Origin of the sequence: Rhodococcus sp. NPDC058532, from assembly GCF_042719255.1 — a bacterium.
Taxonomy (GTDB): Bacteria; Actinomycetota; Actinomycetes; order Mycobacteriales; family Mycobacteriaceae; genus Rhodococcus_G.
On sequence record NZ_JBHXNU010000012.1, the window covers coordinates 142,397 to 159,264 of the forward strand.

At 69.9% G+C, this 16,868-nt stretch carries 20 protein-coding genes; 13 read left to right on the forward strand and 7 right to left on the reverse strand.

Annotated features, from left to right (window positions below):
• Positions 1-138: 138 nt before the first annotated feature.
• Positions 139-1,272: a sensor histidine kinase gene (locus ACFWQG_RS15790; protein WP_378508568.1), complete on the forward strand. Its 1,134-nt coding sequence runs from the start codon at positions 139-141 to the stop codon at positions 1,270-1,272.
• Positions 1,269-1,889, forward strand: coding sequence for a response regulator (locus ACFWQG_RS15795; protein ID WP_378508569.1), 621 nt, complete (start codon positions 1,269-1,271; stop codon positions 1,887-1,889). The genes ACFWQG_RS15790 and ACFWQG_RS15795 overlap by 4 nt, the downstream gene beginning before the upstream one ends.
• Before the next feature lie 70 nt (positions 1,890-1,959).
• Here the strand turns inward: ACFWQG_RS15795 and ACFWQG_RS15800 are convergent, their stop codons facing one another.
• A complete protein-coding gene (locus ACFWQG_RS15800) occupies positions 1,960-2,511 on the reverse strand; it encodes a YaeQ family protein (protein ID WP_378508570.1) in 552 nt (183 codons plus the stop codon).
• A 12-nt stretch (positions 2,512-2,523) separates the two neighbouring features.
• Positions 2,524-3,105 carry a TIGR03086 family metal-binding protein gene (locus ACFWQG_RS15805; protein ID WP_378508571.1) on the reverse strand — a complete coding sequence of 194 codons (582 nt, stop codon included), beginning with the start codon at positions 3,103-3,105 and terminating at the stop codon, positions 2,524-2,526.
• A 117-nt stretch (positions 3,106-3,222) separates the two neighbouring features.
• Between ACFWQG_RS15805 and ACFWQG_RS15810 the strand changes: the two genes are divergently transcribed.
• The 3 genes from ACFWQG_RS15810 to ACFWQG_RS15820 all read left to right on the forward strand — a co-directional run bounded on the left by ACFWQG_RS15810 (position 3,223) and on the right by ACFWQG_RS15820 (position 5,073).
• Positions 3,223-3,621, forward strand: a complete 399-nt coding sequence (locus tag ACFWQG_RS15810; protein ID WP_378508572.1) for a PPOX class F420-dependent oxidoreductase — start codon at positions 3,223-3,225, stop codon at positions 3,619-3,621.
• 41 nt (positions 3,622-3,662) lie between these two features.
• The gene (locus tag ACFWQG_RS15815) at positions 3,663-4,016 is read left to right on the forward strand and encodes a TraR/DksA family transcriptional regulator (RefSeq protein ID WP_378508573.1); all 354 of its coding nucleotides are present in this window, start codon (positions 3,663-3,665) and stop codon (positions 4,014-4,016) included.
• 289 nt (positions 4,017-4,305) lie between these two features.
• The gene (locus tag ACFWQG_RS15820; RefSeq protein WP_378508574.1) at positions 4,306-5,073 is read left to right on the forward strand and encodes an SDR family NAD(P)-dependent oxidoreductase; all 768 of its coding nucleotides are present in this window, start codon (positions 4,306-4,308) and stop codon (positions 5,071-5,073) included.
• A gap of 46 nt (positions 5,074-5,119) precedes the next feature.
• Here ACFWQG_RS15820 and ACFWQG_RS15825 read toward each other — a convergent pair whose 3' ends face one another.
• Positions 5,120-6,685 carry a TM0106 family RecB-like putative nuclease gene (locus tag ACFWQG_RS15825; RefSeq protein ID WP_378508596.1) on the reverse strand — a complete coding sequence of 522 codons (1,566 nt, stop codon included), beginning with the start codon at positions 6,683-6,685 and terminating at the stop codon, positions 5,120-5,122.
• 220 nt (positions 6,686-6,905) lie between these two features.
• Between ACFWQG_RS15825 and ACFWQG_RS15830 the strand changes: the two genes are divergently transcribed.
• From ACFWQG_RS15830 to ACFWQG_RS15850, 5 genes are read left to right on the forward strand one after another with little or no spacing between them, the layout of a single operon-like run.
• Entirely contained in the window at positions 6,906-7,523 is a 618-nt protein-coding gene (locus tag ACFWQG_RS15830) for a DUF6474 family protein (RefSeq protein WP_378508575.1), read from the forward strand.
• Positions 7,524-7,539: 16 nt separating this feature from the next.
• Positions 7,540-8,070: a hypothetical protein gene (locus ACFWQG_RS15835; RefSeq protein ID WP_378508576.1), complete on the forward strand. Its 531-nt coding sequence runs from the start codon at positions 7,540-7,542 to the stop codon at positions 8,068-8,070.
• Positions 8,071-8,109: 39 nt separating this feature from the next.
• Entirely contained in the window at positions 8,110-8,751 is a 642-nt protein-coding gene (locus ACFWQG_RS15840; protein ID WP_378508577.1) for a YcnI family protein, read from the forward strand.
• Positions 8,748-9,275: a copper resistance protein CopC gene (locus ACFWQG_RS15845; RefSeq protein ID WP_378508578.1), complete on the forward strand. Its 528-nt coding sequence runs from the start codon at positions 8,748-8,750 to the stop codon at positions 9,273-9,275. The genes ACFWQG_RS15840 and ACFWQG_RS15845 overlap by 4 nt, the downstream gene beginning before the upstream one ends.
• 41 nt (positions 9,276-9,316) lie before the next feature.
• Complete coding sequence (locus tag ACFWQG_RS15850; RefSeq protein WP_378508597.1) at positions 9,317-10,240, forward strand: CopD family protein; 924 nt, start codon at positions 9,317-9,319, stop codon at positions 10,238-10,240.
• Between the two features lie 64 nt (positions 10,241-10,304).
• Here ACFWQG_RS15850 and ACFWQG_RS15855 read toward each other — a convergent pair whose 3' ends face one another.
• Positions 10,305-10,769, reverse strand: coding sequence for a MarR family winged helix-turn-helix transcriptional regulator (locus ACFWQG_RS15855; protein WP_378508579.1), 465 nt, complete (start codon positions 10,767-10,769; stop codon positions 10,305-10,307).
• 78 nt (positions 10,770-10,847) lie between these two features.
• Between ACFWQG_RS15855 and ACFWQG_RS15860 the strand changes: the two genes are divergently transcribed.
• On the forward strand, positions 10,848-11,411 hold the full coding sequence (locus ACFWQG_RS15860; RefSeq protein WP_378508580.1) for a transposase: 564 nt from the start codon (positions 10,848-10,850) through the stop codon (positions 11,409-11,411).
• Between the two features lie 36 nt (positions 11,412-11,447).
• Here the strand turns inward: ACFWQG_RS15860 and ACFWQG_RS15865 are convergent, their stop codons facing one another.
• Positions 11,448-12,392: an aldo/keto reductase gene (locus tag ACFWQG_RS15865; RefSeq protein WP_378508581.1), complete on the reverse strand. Its 945-nt coding sequence runs from the start codon at positions 12,390-12,392 to the stop codon at positions 11,448-11,450.
• A gap of 77 nt (positions 12,393-12,469) precedes the next feature.
• A complete protein-coding gene (locus ACFWQG_RS15870) occupies positions 12,470-12,691 on the reverse strand; it encodes a hypothetical protein (protein WP_378508582.1) in 222 nt (73 codons plus the stop codon).
• Positions 12,692-12,829: 138 nt separating this feature from the next.
• On the opposite strand from ACFWQG_RS15870, the gene ACFWQG_RS15875 reads away from it, so the two are divergent.
• On the forward strand, positions 12,830-13,627 hold the full coding sequence (locus ACFWQG_RS15875) for a helix-turn-helix domain-containing protein (RefSeq protein WP_378508583.1): 798 nt from the start codon (positions 12,830-12,832) through the stop codon (positions 13,625-13,627).
• A 503-nt stretch (positions 13,628-14,130) separates the two neighbouring features.
• Here the strand turns inward: ACFWQG_RS15875 and ACFWQG_RS15880 are convergent.
• Complete coding sequence (locus tag ACFWQG_RS15880; protein WP_378508584.1) at positions 14,131-15,606, reverse strand: MFS transporter; 1,476 nt, start codon at positions 15,604-15,606, stop codon at positions 14,131-14,133.
• A 112-nt stretch (positions 15,607-15,718) separates the two neighbouring features.
• Between ACFWQG_RS15880 and ACFWQG_RS15885 the strand changes: the two genes are divergently transcribed.
• A complete protein-coding gene (locus ACFWQG_RS15885; RefSeq protein WP_378508585.1) occupies positions 15,719-16,423 on the forward strand; it encodes a TetR/AcrR family transcriptional regulator in 705 nt (234 codons plus the stop codon).
• The last annotated feature ends 445 nt before the right edge of the window (positions 16,424-16,868 follow it).

Sequence of the window (16,868 nt, forward strand, 5' to 3'; positions counted from 1 at the left end):
GAACCTTTCGGGCATCGGAAACTCGATCGGCTCCAAGCCTGGCCGCCGGCCCCGTGCCGCGGCATCGCCCGCGCGGCTGCCGCGGGATCATCCGAATGGGCGATCCGGTCGGGGACCACCGCCCGTAGGATCGGCCCGGTGCCGGACAAGACACCCTTCCGGGGACCGATCGCGGTCGCGATCCACCTCTCGTTCTACCTGCTGCTCGCGGCGTCGACGGCCCGCTACCTGACCTACCACGGGGTCAGCGGCCGCTGGGTGGTCGTCGCGGGCCTGATCGCCGTCCTCGCCGCGCTGTACGGGGTGATCGTGGTGCTCTCCCGCCGCGGGGGTGCGTGGCGGCCGTGGGTGTGGCCGGTGCTGACATCGTGGGTGGTGCTGGTGTGGCTGACGCCGAGCTTCGCGTGGACCGCCTTCCCGATCTTTTTCCTGTGCACGCGGGCGTTTCCGCGGTGGGCGGCGTACCCGGTCGTCGCCGCGCTGGCGGTGTTCGCCGGCGTCGAGTTCATGTCGTTCAGCGGCCGCACCGAGTGGCCGGTGCTGCTCGCGCCGCTGTGCACCGGCGCGCTGATCGTCCTCGCCTACGGGCAGGTCCAACGCGGCGCCGTCGAGCGGGAGCAGCTGCTCTCCGAGCTCATCGACGCGAAAACGAAACTGGCCGAGACCGAGCGGGAGGCGGGTGTGCTGACCGAACGCGAGCGGCTGGCCCGCGAGATCCACGATACCGTCACGCAGGGACTGACCAGCGCGCTGCTGCACCTCGAGGCCGCGGACGAGGTGGGGCCGGGGCCGCGCGCGGACGACGAGATCCGCACAGCAACGGGATTGCTCCGCGAGAACCTGTCCGAGACAAGAGATCTGGTGCACCATCTCGGCTCCCCCGACCTGAGGACGCAGTCGCTCGACGCCGCGCTGCTCGCCGCGGTCCGCGGGTACGTCCCCGCCGCGCATCTCCGGGTGGTCGGGACGGTGATGGCGCTGCCGTCCGAGGTCGAGCACGCGCTGCTCCGGGTCGCGCAGAGCGCCGCGTCGAACGTCCGCAGGCACGCGGACGCGCACACTGTCGGGGTGACCCTGACCTATCTGCCTGGCGCGATCGCGCTCGATGTCTTCGACGATGGCGTCGGCTTCGTCGTCGGTGACCGGGACGGCTTCGGGCTGCCCGCGATGCGGCAGCGGGTCGAGGCCCTCGGCGGCACCTTCGCCGTAGAGAGCACGCCGGGCGAGGGCACCGTCGTCGCCGCGCAGATCCCGGTCGGCGGTGCGGCGTGATCTCGGTGCTGCTGGTCGACGACCACCTCGTGGTGCGGGCGGGACTGCGGGCCCTGCTGGACTCGCAGCCGGACATCGAGGTGGTCGGCGAGGCCGGATCCGGCGAAGACGCCGTCGACCTTGCCGCGCGCCACTCCCCCGACCTGGTGATGATGGACCTCGCGCTCGGCGAGGGCATCGACGGCGTGGACGCGATCCGCCGGATCCGGGCCGACACACCGGGTCAGGCGGTGCTGGTGTTCACGACCTACGACACGGACGCCGATGTGGTCCGGGCGCTGGACGCCGGCGCGATCGGCTACCTGCTCAAGGACTCCGCCCCCCGCGACATCTTCGCCGCGATTCGCGGCGCCGTCGCGGGCGAGAGCGCCCTGTCCCCGCCGGTCGCGGCCCGGGTGCTGGACCGGATGCGGCGCCCCGACCAGGCGCTGACCGCGCGGGAGGCGGAACTGTTGGGATTGCTGGCGGAGGGCCTGACGAACCGGGAACTCGGCAGGCGCCTGTTCATCAGCGAGGCAACCGTGAAAACCCACCTGGCGCACATCTACGCCAAGCTCGGCGTCGACAATCGTGCCGCGGCCGTCTCGATTGCCTTGCGGCGGGACGGGATTCGCTGAACACTTGCCGCACCCCGGGGTGACGGGCACCCGCACGGCGGCAGCCGGGGCACAGGTGCCCTTCACCCGGTCACGGGGTGGATGTCAGCCGGCGCTCCTCGATCGGCGTGCCGAATCCGGTGCCGTTCAGGTCCAGGAACACTTCGCGTTCGGTGACGGAGACGGTGGCGGTATTGCGGCGTTCGACGGCCGCGGCGGCGGCGTCGACGAAGTCGCGGTCGAAGCTATAGAGGGGGATCGCGTCGGCGCGGTGGATCCGCTTGCCAGTGAGCGGGGCCAGGACCTTGGCCGGGTCGCGATGGGTGTAGATCGCGACCCGGTCGGCGAGCTTGGCCGCCCGGTGAACGCGGTCGGCGTCCGGTGCGCCGACCTCGATCCACGCCGTGATGCGGCCGGTGAGATCGCGGACCAGGACGGCGGGCTCGTCGGTGCTGGAGACGCCGCCGTCGCTGAACGCGATGCCGTCCTCGTACTCGAGGCAGTAGGCCAGCAGCCGGGTGAGCATGAACTCGGCTGTCTCGGACGGATGCCGCGCGACCCGCAGCTCCAGGTCCTGGTAGACCCCGCGATCGACGTCGGCCAGCTGGAGGGTGAAGGTGTACAGGGTTGCGCTGAGTGCCATGAGAGCAGGAGCTTAGCGATCCCGCCACCCGTCGCCCGGATCGCGGCCCGCGAACCCGAGCAGCCGCACGAGGTCGGGGGCGTCGTCCGGGACGGGAACCACGGGCCCGTACAGGCCCTCCCGGCCTGCCTCCTCCCCCGGCACCGACATCGACGCGGCAAACCCCAGGCAGGCCCGAACGGAGGCGGGGTCGGCGTCGTAGGGCTGGCCGGTGGCCTGCGCGAGGTCCCACCCGTGCAGGACCAGCTCGTCGAGCGCGACGACCCCCATCACCGGCGCGGGCATCGTGACGCCGCCCGCCGAGGCGTCGCCCTCCCACGCCTCGGCGGTGCGCCACGCGGCGACCAGATCGTCGAGCTGGGTGTCCAGGCGGTTCCGCCAGTCACCCGCCAGTCCCCCGGAGACGCCCGCGGGATACGGCGCCTTGCTGGCGGCCGCGGCGAAGGCCGCGGTGAGGTCGAGCAGATGCCGCAGCAGGTCGTCCACCGTCCACTGCTCGCACGGTGTTGCCAGGCTCAGGTGGTCCTCACGCACACCCGCGATGAGCCCGGACACCTGCCCCGCCGCCGGGCCGAGATCGTGGTCAATGGTCATGGCTGCCTCCGTCGGTGACTGTGTGTCGTCGATGTGTGGACCCGGCGGGCACGGGAAAATCATCGGTGCGGGGAGGACACTGGGGGTGTCGCGTCGTCACCCACGGGAGGGTTGGACATGACCGAGCAGAGACCCCCGGAGTCCGTCGCCGCCGCGAAGGTGGTGCTCCTGCAAACCCGGAAACGGGACGGGACCTGGGTGGACACACCGGTGAACGTCGCCGTCGACGGCGGCCACACCTACTTCCGGACCCCGGGCCGGGCATCGAAGAACAAGCGCCTGCGCAACTTCCCGGAGGTCCGGATTCGACCCTGCACCTGGTCGGGCAAGCCGACCGGACCGGAACCGGTCGCCGCGACGGCGCACCTGTTGTCGGGCGCCGACAACGCCGCGGCTGCCCGGGCGATCGACCACCGGTTCCCAGTACTCCAGCACCTGCTGGTACGCGCGACGCACCGGGCGATGCGGACGCCGACCCTGCACTACGAGCTCACGGACTTCCACCCGACCGAGTGACCCGGGGTATCGGATCGGCATGGTTTCACGTTGAACCGGGTATGACGCTTCCGGAATCGGGCATCGTCACGTCGCGTCAACGCATTGCCGCCGAACGCGCAGACGCGGTGCACCGCATCGACTTCCTCACCGCCCGACTCGACGAGATCATCGAGGGCTCGCACCTGACCACCGACGACGACGAGCACGACCCGGAGGGCGCGACCGTCGCCTTCGAACGCGCCCAGACGGCGTCGCTACTCACCGAGGCCCGCCACGAGCTCGACGAACTCGACGCCGCCGAACGCCGCCTCGACGCGGGCAGCTACGGCGTCTGCGAGCGGTGCGGGCGCCCGATCGGTCCGGAACGCCTGGACGCGCTGCCCGCGGCGCGGCGGTGCATTGACTGCGCATGACCGGCGATCCGGGTTCCTGAGCGCGGTACTCCCATGACGGGCGACCACCGTCTGCGAACGCCCCCCGACCGCGCCAGCATAGGGACCGGCTATGGACCCGGTCAGCGAAATCGGAAATCCACTTATGCGCAGGTCAACTGTTGTACGCAACGCCTGCACCCGACCGGATGAGGCACCCATGTTCTGCCATTCGGTGAACCACTTCTAACTCAACTGGCCCGTTCTGCGCTATCGTGTCCCCAAGTACTAGGACGACCAAGTAATGGCCGTCGAGAAAGGGGAGGGACCCGTGGAACTTCAGGGCACCGCAGCACTCGTCACCGGAGCGGCCTCCGGCCTCGGCGCCGCCACCGCCAAGCGCTTCGCCGCGGCGGGCGCGACCGTCTTCGGGCTCGACCTGGCCCAGTCCATCGAGCGTGCGGGCGACAACGTCCCCGCCGGCGTCACGCTGATCGCCACCGACGTCACCAGCGGCGACGAGGTGCAGGCTGCGGTCGACCAGATCGTTGCCTCCGGGGTGCCGCTGCGCACCGTCGTCAACTGCGCCGGTGTCGGCTGGGCGGGCCGCATCCTGTCCAAGAACGGCCCGCACGACCTGGAGCTGTTCCGCACGGTCATCACGGTCAATCTGCTCGGCACCTTCAACGTGATGCGCCTGGCCGCGGACGCGATCGCCGGCACCGACGCCGTCGACGATTCCGGTCAGCGCGGGGTCGTCATCAACACCGCCTCGGTCGCGGCGTTCGAAGGCCAGATCGGGCAGATCGCCTACTCGGCGTCGAAGGGCGGCGTGCACGGCATGACCGTCCCGGCCGCGCGCGACCTCGCCCAGTACGGAATCCGGGTCAACACCATCGCCCCCGGCATCATCGACACCCCGATGCTCGCCGGCGTCACCGACGAGTACCGCAGGGGCCTCGAGGCCGGCGTGCCGTTCCCGTCCCGCCTCGGCCTGCCCGCCGAGTACGCGCAGCTCGCGCAGATGATCGTCGAGCACGACTACCTCAACGGCGAGACCATCCGCATGGACGGCGCCCTGCGGATGACCCCGCGATAGACCATCCGACGGCCGGAGGCGCCGCTGCAGGAAACCGGGGCCGCCGTTACAGCTCCGATGCCAGCGGCACCTCGGCCGCCGCGCGGTCGGTCATCCACTCGCGCAGCACCTTCGTCGCGCGCACGTCGTCCTCGTTGTAGACGAACAGCCGCTCCCGTTGGGTGATGTCGGGGGCGCCGTCGTAGCCGACGGCCTCGCGGTACCAGCTCATCGACGCCTCACCGCCCGCCTCGGCGTCTCGCCAGTGAAAGCCGGCGACGGGTGCGATCTTCTTGAGCCCCTTGCCGTTCGGGCAGATGAACTGGTCGCTGACGGCCTGGTAGATGTCCACCCAGTGCGGTCCGTCGATGAACGCCCGGACCTGGGCCCTGGTGGGGATGCCGGGCAGTCCCGCGAACCGGGCCGCCGACTCGAGCAGCCACTTGTCCTCCGCGGACCTCGAATAGCAGTACGCGGCAAAGGTCTTCCCCGCCGCCAGGGTGCGATTCAGCGTCCCGGTCAGCCAGGACCAGAACTCGGCAAACGAGCGCGCCTCGTCGACCGTCGGCAGGGGATCCCACGTGACGAACGGCCGATAAGGTTGCGTCACACCGTTTTCGGTGAGCAACGTGCCCCACAGGTAGGCGCCGTGTTCCTGGTAGCTCTCCATGTCGACGTCCACCTCGACGTCGGCGCGCGTCACCGTCACCTCCGCGGAGCGACGCACCAGCGGCACCCCGGCCAGCCAGGCCCGCGCCAGCACGACGGCGTCGTCGAATCCGTTGCCCTGCCACTCCTCCGGCGCGGGACCGGCCCAGTCGGCGAGCGCGTCGATGGTGTGCACCCCGACCCCGCGCAGCACGTCCGCACGCGATCCCGTCGCGACCAGGCTCACGTCCCGCGCCTCGGTCAGCGCCGCCCGGCAGTCCGGCCACCACGGGCAGGATCGGCACTCACCCACCTGCGACGGCACCGTCGCAACCTCGCCCCGCGCAACGGCGAGCCGATCGGCGAACCGTTCGTCGTACTGATCCATCACGGCGGCCAGGTCGTGCACGAGAATGCATTCGCCGCCGTAGCCGACCGCGCCGCCGAGCAGGCGGGGACTTGCGTGGCCGTGCCGCGCCAGCATCCGGTGCAGCTGGGCGAGCCGGAACTGGTCGCGCAGCTGGGCCCGCACCTTCCTGGTTTCGTCGACCCGCGGCGCCCAGTCGTCGAGACCGGAGGTGACGGCTCCGCTGCCCGGGTCGGTGACCTTGTGGTTGACGACGATCAGCGGGAAGTAGCCGCCCCGCTCCCGGTCCCGGATCAGCAGTTCGGCCCGGCCCCGGCGCCCGGTGTCCGGCTCGAGGGGCAGCACGGCACCCCAGATCCGATCGACGCCGTCGACGCACGCCTGCAGGGTGGCGGCGGCCCGATCCGCGGCGCGGCCGGTGGGATCGACGATGAGCCCGGTGCGGCCGGCCCGCGGCGCCATCAACCGCTCGCGCATCGCCTCCCGGAACGCCCGCGCCGCCTCCCGCCGCTGCTGCACCCCGATGTCCTCGGGAACGTCGGCAACGACCTCCGGGAATGCGGTGTCGAGGTGAACCCGGTGTCGGCACCCGGTCAGCGCCCTCGGGTCGACGAGCACCGGCCGCCGCCGCTCGGACGCGGCGGTTTCGGTGTCGGGCCGGATCGGCTCCCCCGGGCCTTGCAAAGAATTCACGATGACAGAGAGTATGGTCCGCCGGTCCGACACCCGGTGCACGCGGCACTCCTTGCCGACGCCGCGGACACGCGCGGAGCAGTCACGGATACGCTGTACTCGGCAGGGTTTCGGCGCACGAGCACCAGATGGAGGGGCCACCCGGATGGGTCTGTTCAAGAAACGCAAGTCGCGCGCGACCCGGCGCGCCGAGGCCAAGGCACTCAAGCACAAGGCGAAGCTCGAGGCCAAGCACGGCGCCCGCAACGAACGCAAGAAGCTGCGAACCGAGGCGAAGTCCGCGAAGAAGATCGAAAAGGCGCAGGTCGCGACCCTGAAGGCGCAGGAGAAGGCGGCGTCACGGTCCGGTGTCAGCGTCGCCCAGGTGCGCCGCTACCTCGGCATCGCACGGCTGCTCACCCCGGTCCTCGCGCCGCTCGCCTACCGCGGGGCCGTCCTGGTCCGCGGCAAGCTCGACCAGCAGAAGGCGAACCGGATGGGCATCGCCGCCGAGGACCTCGGTGCCTACACGGGGCACGGCGCGCGGCTCAGCGCCCGGATCGCCGGGGCCGAGCGGACCACGAACGAGATCTCGGCCCGCTTCCCGGACGCCGAGACCACCTCGTTCCTCGCCGGCGTCCGCGGCCGTCTCGGCGAACTCGAGACCGCGGTCCACGCCGCCGAGCAGATGCCCGCGCAGCGTCGCAAGGCCGCGCACCACGCGGTCGCCGCCGAACTCGACGGCGTCGAGGCCGACCTCCTCGCCCGACTCGGCGTCCGCTGACCCGATCGGTTCCCCCGTGCCGTCGACCAGTACCCGCGACGCCGCCACCCTGCGTGGCGGCGCGGTCGGTGCGCTGACGGCGGCGCTCGCGGTCGCCGGACACGGCGTCGGTGGGGGCGGCCACCCGACCTCGGCGGCGCTGACCCTGCTCGTCCTGTGCTGCGGAGGCGTCGGTGCGGTCGCCGGGGGCGTCGCGGGCGGCCACCGCGGTGGCCGCCTCTCCCTGGTCGCGGCGCTGGCGGGTGGACAGCTCGCCGGGCACCTGGCCCTGTCGACGACCCTGATCCACGAGCACGCGGACCAGGGACCCCGCGCGCTCCCAATGCTGGCCGCGCACGCCGCGGCGACACTGGTGTGCGCGGCGCTGATCCTGGCCGCGGAGAAGCTGTACGGGCCGATCACCCGGGTGCTGCGGATCGTGCTGCGCGGCCCGACACCCGACCCCCGGCCCGAGCCGGGGCGCCGCACCCCCCCGGAGCCGGAGACGCTCCCGCATCGACTGCTCCACCATGCCCTCTCGAGACGGGGACCCCCGGTCGCGGCCTGACCAGCCGATGACCCGATCTCCCCGAAACGAAAGAGACAAATGAACATCCGTTCCTCCCGCGCCGTGCTCACCGCGTGCGCGACCGCTGGCCTGCTGCTGTGCGGGTCCGGTGTCGCCACCGCGCACGTGTCCGTCGCGGCCCCCGACGCCGCGCAGGGCGGCTACACGGTGCTGACCTTCAAGGTGCCCACCGAGTCCGAGACCGCCGGAACCACCCGCCTCGAGGTCACCCTGCCGAACCTGAAGTCCGCGCGCACCGAACCCATCCCGGGCTGGACCTCGCAGGTCGTCAAGGACCCGTCCACCGGGGAGGCCACCTCGGTGACCTGGACCGCCGACCCCGGTGTGTCCGTCGGCCCCGGCCAGTTCCAGCAGTTCGCGCTGTCGGCGGGGCCGCTCCCCGAGACCGAGACGGTGTCGTTCGACACGGTGCAGACCTACAGCGACGGCGAGGTCGTCGCCTGGAACCAGCAGCCCGGCGCGGACGGCGCCGAACCGGACAAGCCCGCCCCGAGCCTGACGCTGAGCGCGGCCGCCGCCCCCGGCGACGCGCACGGCGCAGCCGCGACAGCCGACACCACCGACAGCACCGCCCGCTGGCTCGGCGGCATCGGCCTGCTCCTCGGCGCGCTTGGCGCCGCCCTCGGGCTCGGCGCCACGATCCGGAGCAGGCGCTCATGAGCGCCCGGATCCGGATCCTGGTGCTCGGCGCGTTGACCGCGCTGGCCGCCGTCCTCGGTGTCGGGGTCGCCGGAGCGCACTCCGCGGTGACCGGCTCCGATCCCGAGGCCGGGGCGCAGGTCACGGCGGGTCCCGACCGGGTCACGCTGACCTTCAACGAGCCGGTGCAGAGCAGTTTCGCGACCCTGACCGTGGTCGGTCCGGACGGCAACCTGTGGTCGAAGGGTGATCCGGTGGTGTCCGGGTCGACGATCAGCGTTCCCGTCGGGGAACTCGGCCCGACCGGCGAGTACACGATCGCGTACCGCGTCACGTCCGCGGACGGGCACCCGGTGAGCGGCACCAGCAGGTTCACCCTGACCGTCGAGGGCACCGGCACGCCCGGTCCGAAGCCCGGCGGGCAGGCAGCGACCGGTACCGACGACACGTCCGATCAGTCCTGGCTGATCTGGGTTCTCGTCGGGGCAGCGGTCGTGGTGTTCGGTGGCGGGTTGGCGTTCGCATTGCGCAAACCCGGAAAGTGACAGGCACGTCCGGCGCCCGCGCGTCCGTCCGGCGGCCGCGGCTGCCGGGCGGGCGCGCGGGCACGGCGTGCCTCGTCGCCGCGCCCGCCGGTGTCGCGCTGGCGTGGCTGCTCGCGACCCCGGACGGCCCGGACCCGGCGGCCGCGGTCCGCGCACTGTCGGACCTGCTCGGATCGACCGTGCTCGGCCTGTGCGTCCTCTCCTGGCTGCAACGCGACGACCGGCGCCCCGCGGTGCCGCATGCCCGGCTGTGGCGTCCGCTGTCGGTCACGGCGGCGGCGTGGGCGGCGACCGAACTCATCCTGCTGGTCGCCGCGGCATCCGAGGTCGCGGTCGGGGCGCTGACCCCGGCCGCGTTCGGACGGTTCATCGGCGGCATCAGCGTCGGGCAGGTCGGGGCGGCGACGGTGCTGTGCGCCGCCGCGGTCGCGGTCGCGGCGGCGCTCGGCCACCGCAGCGACTCCACCCGGTCGGTGACGCCGGTGGCCGCGGTCGCCGCCGTCGCGCTGCTCGCCCGGCCGGTGACCGGGCACATGTCCGCGCAGGTCCTCGGGTCGGCGCTGGTGGCAGCCCACGTCCTCGCGGCGGCGCTGTGGTTCGGCCCGCTCGTCGCGATGGCGTGGCTGCTGCGTGGCCGCAGCCCGTGGGCGACACTGCTCCCCCGCTATTCGACGCTGGCATGGAAGTGTGTCGCGGTCCTCGCGGTGACCGGGATCGTCGACGGCGCCGTCGCGCTCGGCGGCCCGGGCGCGCTCGTCGACACCGGCTACGGCCGGATCCTGCTCGCCAAGGCCGTCGCGCTGGCCGGCCTGGCCGCGCTCGGCTGGTGGTGGCGGCGCACCTGGGTGCCCGCCGCCGCGACCCACCGTGCCACCGAGCGGGAGTCGTTGCGACGCTCGACAATCGAGGTGGTCGCCCTCGCAGTGGTGTTCGGCCTCGCCGCGGGCCTCGCCACGACCGGTTGAGGTCCGGCGCCGCGACGTCGTTTATTCCCAGGACAATTCCGGCTGGGCCGAGGCGCCAGTGGAATCACGGTTGTGCTGGCGGAGCGTCCTTGTGTGCCGCGGCATACAGAACCGCGGACAGCCGGACGAGTTCGCCTCGGTCGTTCTCGCTGAGCTGTGTGAAGACTTCCTGCTCGACCCGATCGAGGACCCGGTCACTCTCGGCAAGCAGCTTTCGACCGGCATCTGTAATCGCCACGATCTGCCGTCGCCGGTCCTTGGGGTCTCGTTGACGGACGACGTATCCGCCGTTCTGAAGTCCATCCAGGTACGCGACGATGTCTCCCGGATCGAGGACGACACGACTGGCAAGCATCTTCTGGTGAGCCGGACCCAACTCTTCGAGCGTGCTCAGGATCGCATGTTGGTTGGGGAGGAGTCCGACCCGAGCGAGCGCGTCTGCGTACAACTGCCTGACTCGCAGCGCGGCACGGACGAAGACGAATCCCGGACGTCGTGCCAGCCGATGGGTGTACTGGGGCGTGCTCATGCCCCAATTATAGGTCTACCTAATCTTTACCAGGGCCAACGATAGCGCGCGCTCGGGTTCTGGGAGGCGCTGCGGGCAGTGTTCCCCGATACCCGAGAGCCGCGCTGCTGGTTCCACAAACAGTCCAACGTCTTGTCCTCGCTCCCGAAGACCGCGCACCCGGGCGCGTTGGCGGCGATGAAGGCCATCTACAACGCGGAGGACATCGACAAGGCACAGCTCGCGATCGCGGCGGGCGCACAGGACTACGGCGCGAAGTACCCGAGGCGGTCGCGAAGATCACCGACGACACCGACGTGCTGCTCGAGCACTACCGGTATCCGGCCGAGCACTGGGCGCACCTGCGCACCACCAACCAACTCAATCGAATCCACCTTCGCGACAGTGCGTTTGCGGACGAAGGGCACCATGGGCCCGGGGTCGAAGGCGGCGGGGATGGCGATGGCCTACAAGCTGATTGAGGCCGTCCAGGCCTGGTGTCGGGCCGTCAACGCACCGCATCTGGTGGCGTTGGTCCGCGCCGGTGCGTTGTTCCACAAGGGCAAGCTCCTCGAACGACCCGTCGACACCCCCGGAACCGTCACCGGACATGCCGGTGCCCGAGGTTGCCTGACATGCCCAGGTCCACAGGAACTCGAATAATTCTCCTGTTGGGTGAGGGACTGATGCGCTTCCTGACTACCGGTAGCCCTCCGGATCACGTGGGGTGTACGGCGCTTCGAGGAGTTCGATGTCGTGGGGTTCGAGCGTCACGCCGAGTGACGCGATCGCATCCTCGAGGTGTTCGAGCGTGGTCGCACCGATGATGGGAGCGGTGACCTGGTCCCGTTGGCGGACCCAGGCCAGTGCCACCTGCGCCCGAGACACGCCATGCCGTTCGGCGACGACACCGACGGCGTCGACGATCGCCCGGTTGGACTCGACCGTCTGCCGGTAGTAGGACCGGAGAACGGTGTCGGTTTCGGCGCGGGCACTGGATGTGCCGTTCGCTCGCGCCAGTGTCCCGCGTGCGAGTGGGCTCCACGCGAGCACGCCGACGCCCGAGTCCTGGCACATCGGGTGCATCTCGCGTTCTTCCTCGCGTTGGAGGAGGTTGTACTGGTCCTGCATCGAGACGAAGCGGGTCCACCCGCCGCGATCGGCGGTGTGCTGGGCCTTGGCGAACTGCCAGGCGCGCATCGAGGAAGCGCCGATATAGCGGGCCTTGCCGGCGCGGACGACGTCGTGCAGGGTCTCCATGGTCTCCTCGATGGGGGTCTCGGGATCCCACCGATGGATCTGGTAGAGATCGACGTAGTCGGTGCGCAGGCGGCGCAGGCTCTCGTCGATCTGCCAGAGGATGTGCTTGCGGGAGAGCCCCGATCCATGCGGTCCAGGGCGCATGGGGAAGAACACCTTGGTCGTGAGCACGAGCTCGTCGCGGCGGGCGAACTCACCCAGCACCTGGCCGGTGATCTCCTCGCTGGTGCCGTCGGAGTACATGTTCGCCGTGTCGAAGGTGGTGATCCCGGCCTCGATGGCCTTGCGGTAGAACGGCTTCGCCTCCTCGGCTGGCAGGGTCCAGGAGTGGGTTCCGCGCCCGGGATCGCCGTAGGTCATGCATCCCAGGATCAGCTCCGACACCGGCAGGCCGCTCGTTCCGAGCCGTCGGTACTCCATCGGTCGGTCTCCCGTCCGGATCCGGGTGCTGGCGTCGGGCATCATCGACTCAGCCATCCGTGGAGACGTCGGGTGAGGGCAGGGGTGATGACCCACACCATGGATGCGACGGCCACGGGCACGATCAGCGCCAGCCGGGCCGGTTGCGGGACACCGTCCAGCATCGGGGTCAACAGCGTCACCAGCACGGTGAGGACCGGGTAGATCCCGCACACGGTCAATAGCCACACCTTCCATCGGCGCGGTGCACGAGTCGTCGTCACTTCAAACCTCCAGGTTCGTCTGCCGGTCGTTCTGTGCAGTCGAGTGTCGAACCGCGGGCACCTGGCGTGAAGGCCGAACTGTTCCTGGCAGTGACGGGGCCAGGAACGCCCGCACCGGTTGTCGGCAGAATCTAGGAGGTGAGCACATCCGGCCCTCTGGGCGAGTTCCTCCGGTCGCGACGAGCGCTCGTCCGTCCGTCCGACGTCGGCCTGCCCACCGGCCCGGGACTGCGTCGCATCCCCGGGCTGCGCAGGGAAGAGCTGGCCACCCTCGCCGGGGTGAGCTTCGACTACTACACGCGATTGGAGCAGGGACGCGAACGCCGGCCCGGTCGTGCCGTGCTCCACAGCCTGGCCCGGGCACTGCAACTGACCGCCGACGACCAGCGCCATCTCATGCGCCTGGCGGCACTCGCTTCCGACCCGCCCGCGGCCAATGCACCGGCCCCCACCACGGTGGTGCGGCCCGGTATTGATGTGTTGTTGGCCCGGCTGAGTCCGGCACCTGCGTATGTGCTCAACCGGGTCAGCGACATGGTCGCCGCCAACCCGGAGGGTCTTGCCCTGTTCCATGGCATCGGCTCGTGGCCTCGCGAGCGACGCAACACTGTCCGCTACATCTTCACCCACCCGCCCGCCCGCACCCTGTTCGTCGACTGGGAGGCCACGGCGCGGGCGAGTGTCGCCCAACTGCGCGCGATGAACGCGCACTGCCCCACCGACCCGCCCCTGCTCGCGGTGGTAGCCGAACTCGAGGCCGCCGACCCGCTGTTCCGGCGCCTGTGGGCAGATCATGCGGTCGGGCCTCGCCGGCACGCCAGGAAGGCGTTCAACCACCCCGACCTCGGTGCTGTCGCCTACGACTTCGAGACCCTGCACCTACCCGACGACGGACTACGCATCTCCGTCTACACCGCCCCCGTTTCGGGGGAGTGATTCAGCCCAGATCCACAACTATTGACAATTCCTCTTGACGCTCTGAGCTGAGCCTGGATCCATCAACATTCCCGCCCGGACTCGGCCTGGCGGCGCACCTGTTCGACACCGCGGCCGGCTCAAAACAAGCAGTCACCTGACCACAGGCCCGAGCAGGGTCGACCGCGGACACAAGTGGAAATTCCGGTCAGGCCAGTAGTTCAGCCGTGTCCTGAATCCGGGACCACGCCCGCAATGGTCGAGGGTCAGATCTCAATCAGGGACGGTGGAGCAGGGCTCAACTCACCCTGACAGGCAGGGACCACCCGCATGGCCCACGGGAACATGGCTGCGACCGTATCTCGCCCCCGTTAGAAGCTGCCGTCGCAGCAACTCAGTGAGCATTCACAGGCGCGGTGTCGAGAACGCCAGGCGACGACTTCCCGCCGCGAAGCGCTGTCCTTGGCATTGCTCCAGCATTGGCCGACCGGTCGCCATTGTTGCGTGAGGGACGATGCAGTGGTCTACACCTTTCTGGTGTCTGATTCCTGCTCCCTGAGGCGGTCCAGTCCCGCGGGAATCCTGTCGGCCGGTTCCTCGTGGCGGCGGGCTGGCGCCGGGACGCGGCGGGGGTTGATCAGGAGCAGAGTGGTGGCCACCGCGAGGGCGGAGAGCAGGGCGGACGCGGTGAGAACGGCTCGGGTGCCGTCGGTGACCGCTTGCGGGTCGGCGCCGCCGTACAGGGTGTAGACGGCACCGAGCGCTGCGGTGCCGACACCGGCGCCGATGGAGGCCAGGGCGGAGACGCTGCCAGCGACCATGCCGACCCGTTCGGGAGCCGTGACGTTGACCGCGACTGCCATCACGGGAGCCCCGGCGATGCCGCCGCCTGCTCCCCACGCCAGGAGAGGAACGAGGAGCACCCACCACGCAGTGTCGGGAGTGATGAGCAGCGCGAGTGCGATGAGTCCGGCGCCTTTGAGCGCGTAGCCGAGGCCGATCACCAGGCCGGGCGCCCAATAGCTGAGCAGTTTGGAGCCAACCAGTCCGGTGATCATCTGCGCGATGAAGATCGGGGTCATCAGCAGTCCGGCGGCAATCGGGCTCAGGCGCAGGGCATCGGCGAAGTAGAGGACGAGGTAGACCGTGCCGCCGATGGTCAGCACCCGAGAGAGGAACACCGCCAGCATCGCCCCGCTGAAGGCGGGCTGGGCGAACAACCGCAGTTCCAGCGTCGGGGATGACACACGAAATTGCACCACGATGAACGCCGCCAGGAGCACAACAGCGACGACCAACAGCGCAGCGTCCTGGCTACTCCACGGCCCCTCGGGGCGGAGCATGAGCATGGTGGCCGAGCCCAGGCCAGCCATCAGCAGCAGGCTGCCGAGCCAATCCGGCCCGGCATCGGGGGTGGCCGCCTGTGGTGTACGGGGGAGCACCCGAGCAGCCAGCGCGAAGGTCGCGACGCCCAGCGGCAGGTTGATCGCGAAGATCGCCCGCCACCCGAAGGCGTCGATCAAGACTCCGCCCAGCGTGGGGGCGAGCAGCCCGGCCGCGGTCACGAAGGACCCCCAGGCGCCGATGGCGAGGTTGCGTTCCTCGCCGGCGTAGCGGCCAGCCAGCAGCGGAATGCCGTTGACCATGATGACCGCCGCCCCGGCGCCCTGGATCACGCGGGCCACGTTCAGGAACCACAGCGTCGGTGCGAGTGTCGCGGCCAGGGATGCGAGGGTGAAGACCACGATCCCGGAGAGGAACAACGACCTGCGGCCCCACCGGTCCGACAGGCTTCCGACAACCTGGGTGAGCGCCCCCATCGCGACCATGTAGGTCACCACCACCGACTCGGCAGAGGCCCCAGCGGCGACATCGGAGCTGATCAACGGTAGCCCGAGCGCGACGATCGTGATGTCGATGACCACCAGCCCGGTGGAGGCCATGACCAGTACCAGGACACCGCTGAACGGTGGCAGGCGGCGGGACTTCTCGGCTGTCATGCGGTCCTCGACTTCTCGGTGTGCGGTGAAGGGTTGCCTTACTCATCGTGGGTCGTCGGAAGATAAAAGTCAACGCATGTGAAGTTTAATGAGGAAGCCCTACGATGGGGCCATGGCCAGCTCGCAGCGTCGCCGTCCAGCCACCCGCAAGGGTCGTCCCGTGCTGACCCGCGAGATCATCGGCGCCAAGGCACTGGAGATGGCTGGCGCAGAAGGATTCCGGTCGATCACGATGCGCGCGCTGGCCGCTGAGTTGGGCGTGACCGTGCGGGCGCTCTACAACTACGTCGAAGATCGTCAGGAGGTCATCGACCTGGCCGTCGGGCTGATGATCACCGCCTGGAACCCGCCCGAGCTGAACCCCGAAGCGTGGGAAGCCTCGGTCACGGACTACGCCAACTCACTGCGCGAGCTGTACCGCCGCTGGCCACGGGCTCTCCTGATCGCCCTGGATGAGGATGCGCCGCCAGCCTCGATCCATCCCAACCGACTGATCCAGCTCGACCGATTCCTAGCCTTCCTACGCGCCGTCGGCCTCAGCCTTCCTGCCGCACTCGACGTGCATCGTCACCAGGCACTGCTCATCCTCGCCTTCGCGCTCATGGTCGACCACCGCACCGATCAGTCCGATGGCGTCGACGAAGCGGAACGGGCCCCGCTCGTCCCCGAAATGTGGCTGACCGAGCACTCTGATCTGGACATCCCAGTGCTCCGGGAAGCCTCCACGTTCCCCACGCCCACCCCCGACGAACAGTTCGAGACGCTCGTCGGAACCGTCATCACACAGATTCGATGGCACCTCCGAACCGCGCGTTAACGTGCGGACACTGACTACCGCGAGACACCCCTGCGAATCGCGCTACTCGTTCGAAATTGGCGTCGACGGGGGTGTGCATGCCGATCCCGGGATGCCGGTGGTGGTTGCAGGTGTGCACGAACTCGTCCATGAACTCGCGGGTCTCAGATGACAACCCGCATTCGGAGGCAGTGTTCAGACCGGCAATACAAACCGGAGCTCCCTGATCTATTTGAATCACCGTTCTAGACAAGGGAATTCATAATTCTGTTCACCGAGTAATACAACCACGAGCACCGCCACACCGGCATCGAGCGACACACGCCCGCCGACATCCACTTCGGTTAGGCAGCGGACAAGGCCGCCGATCCTCGGCGGGTGCTTAATGCTGCCCGAGCCAAGCATCCGCACCGCTGCGGCACCACGACTACGCCGAAGATCCTGGACCTACCCGATACGGCAAGTA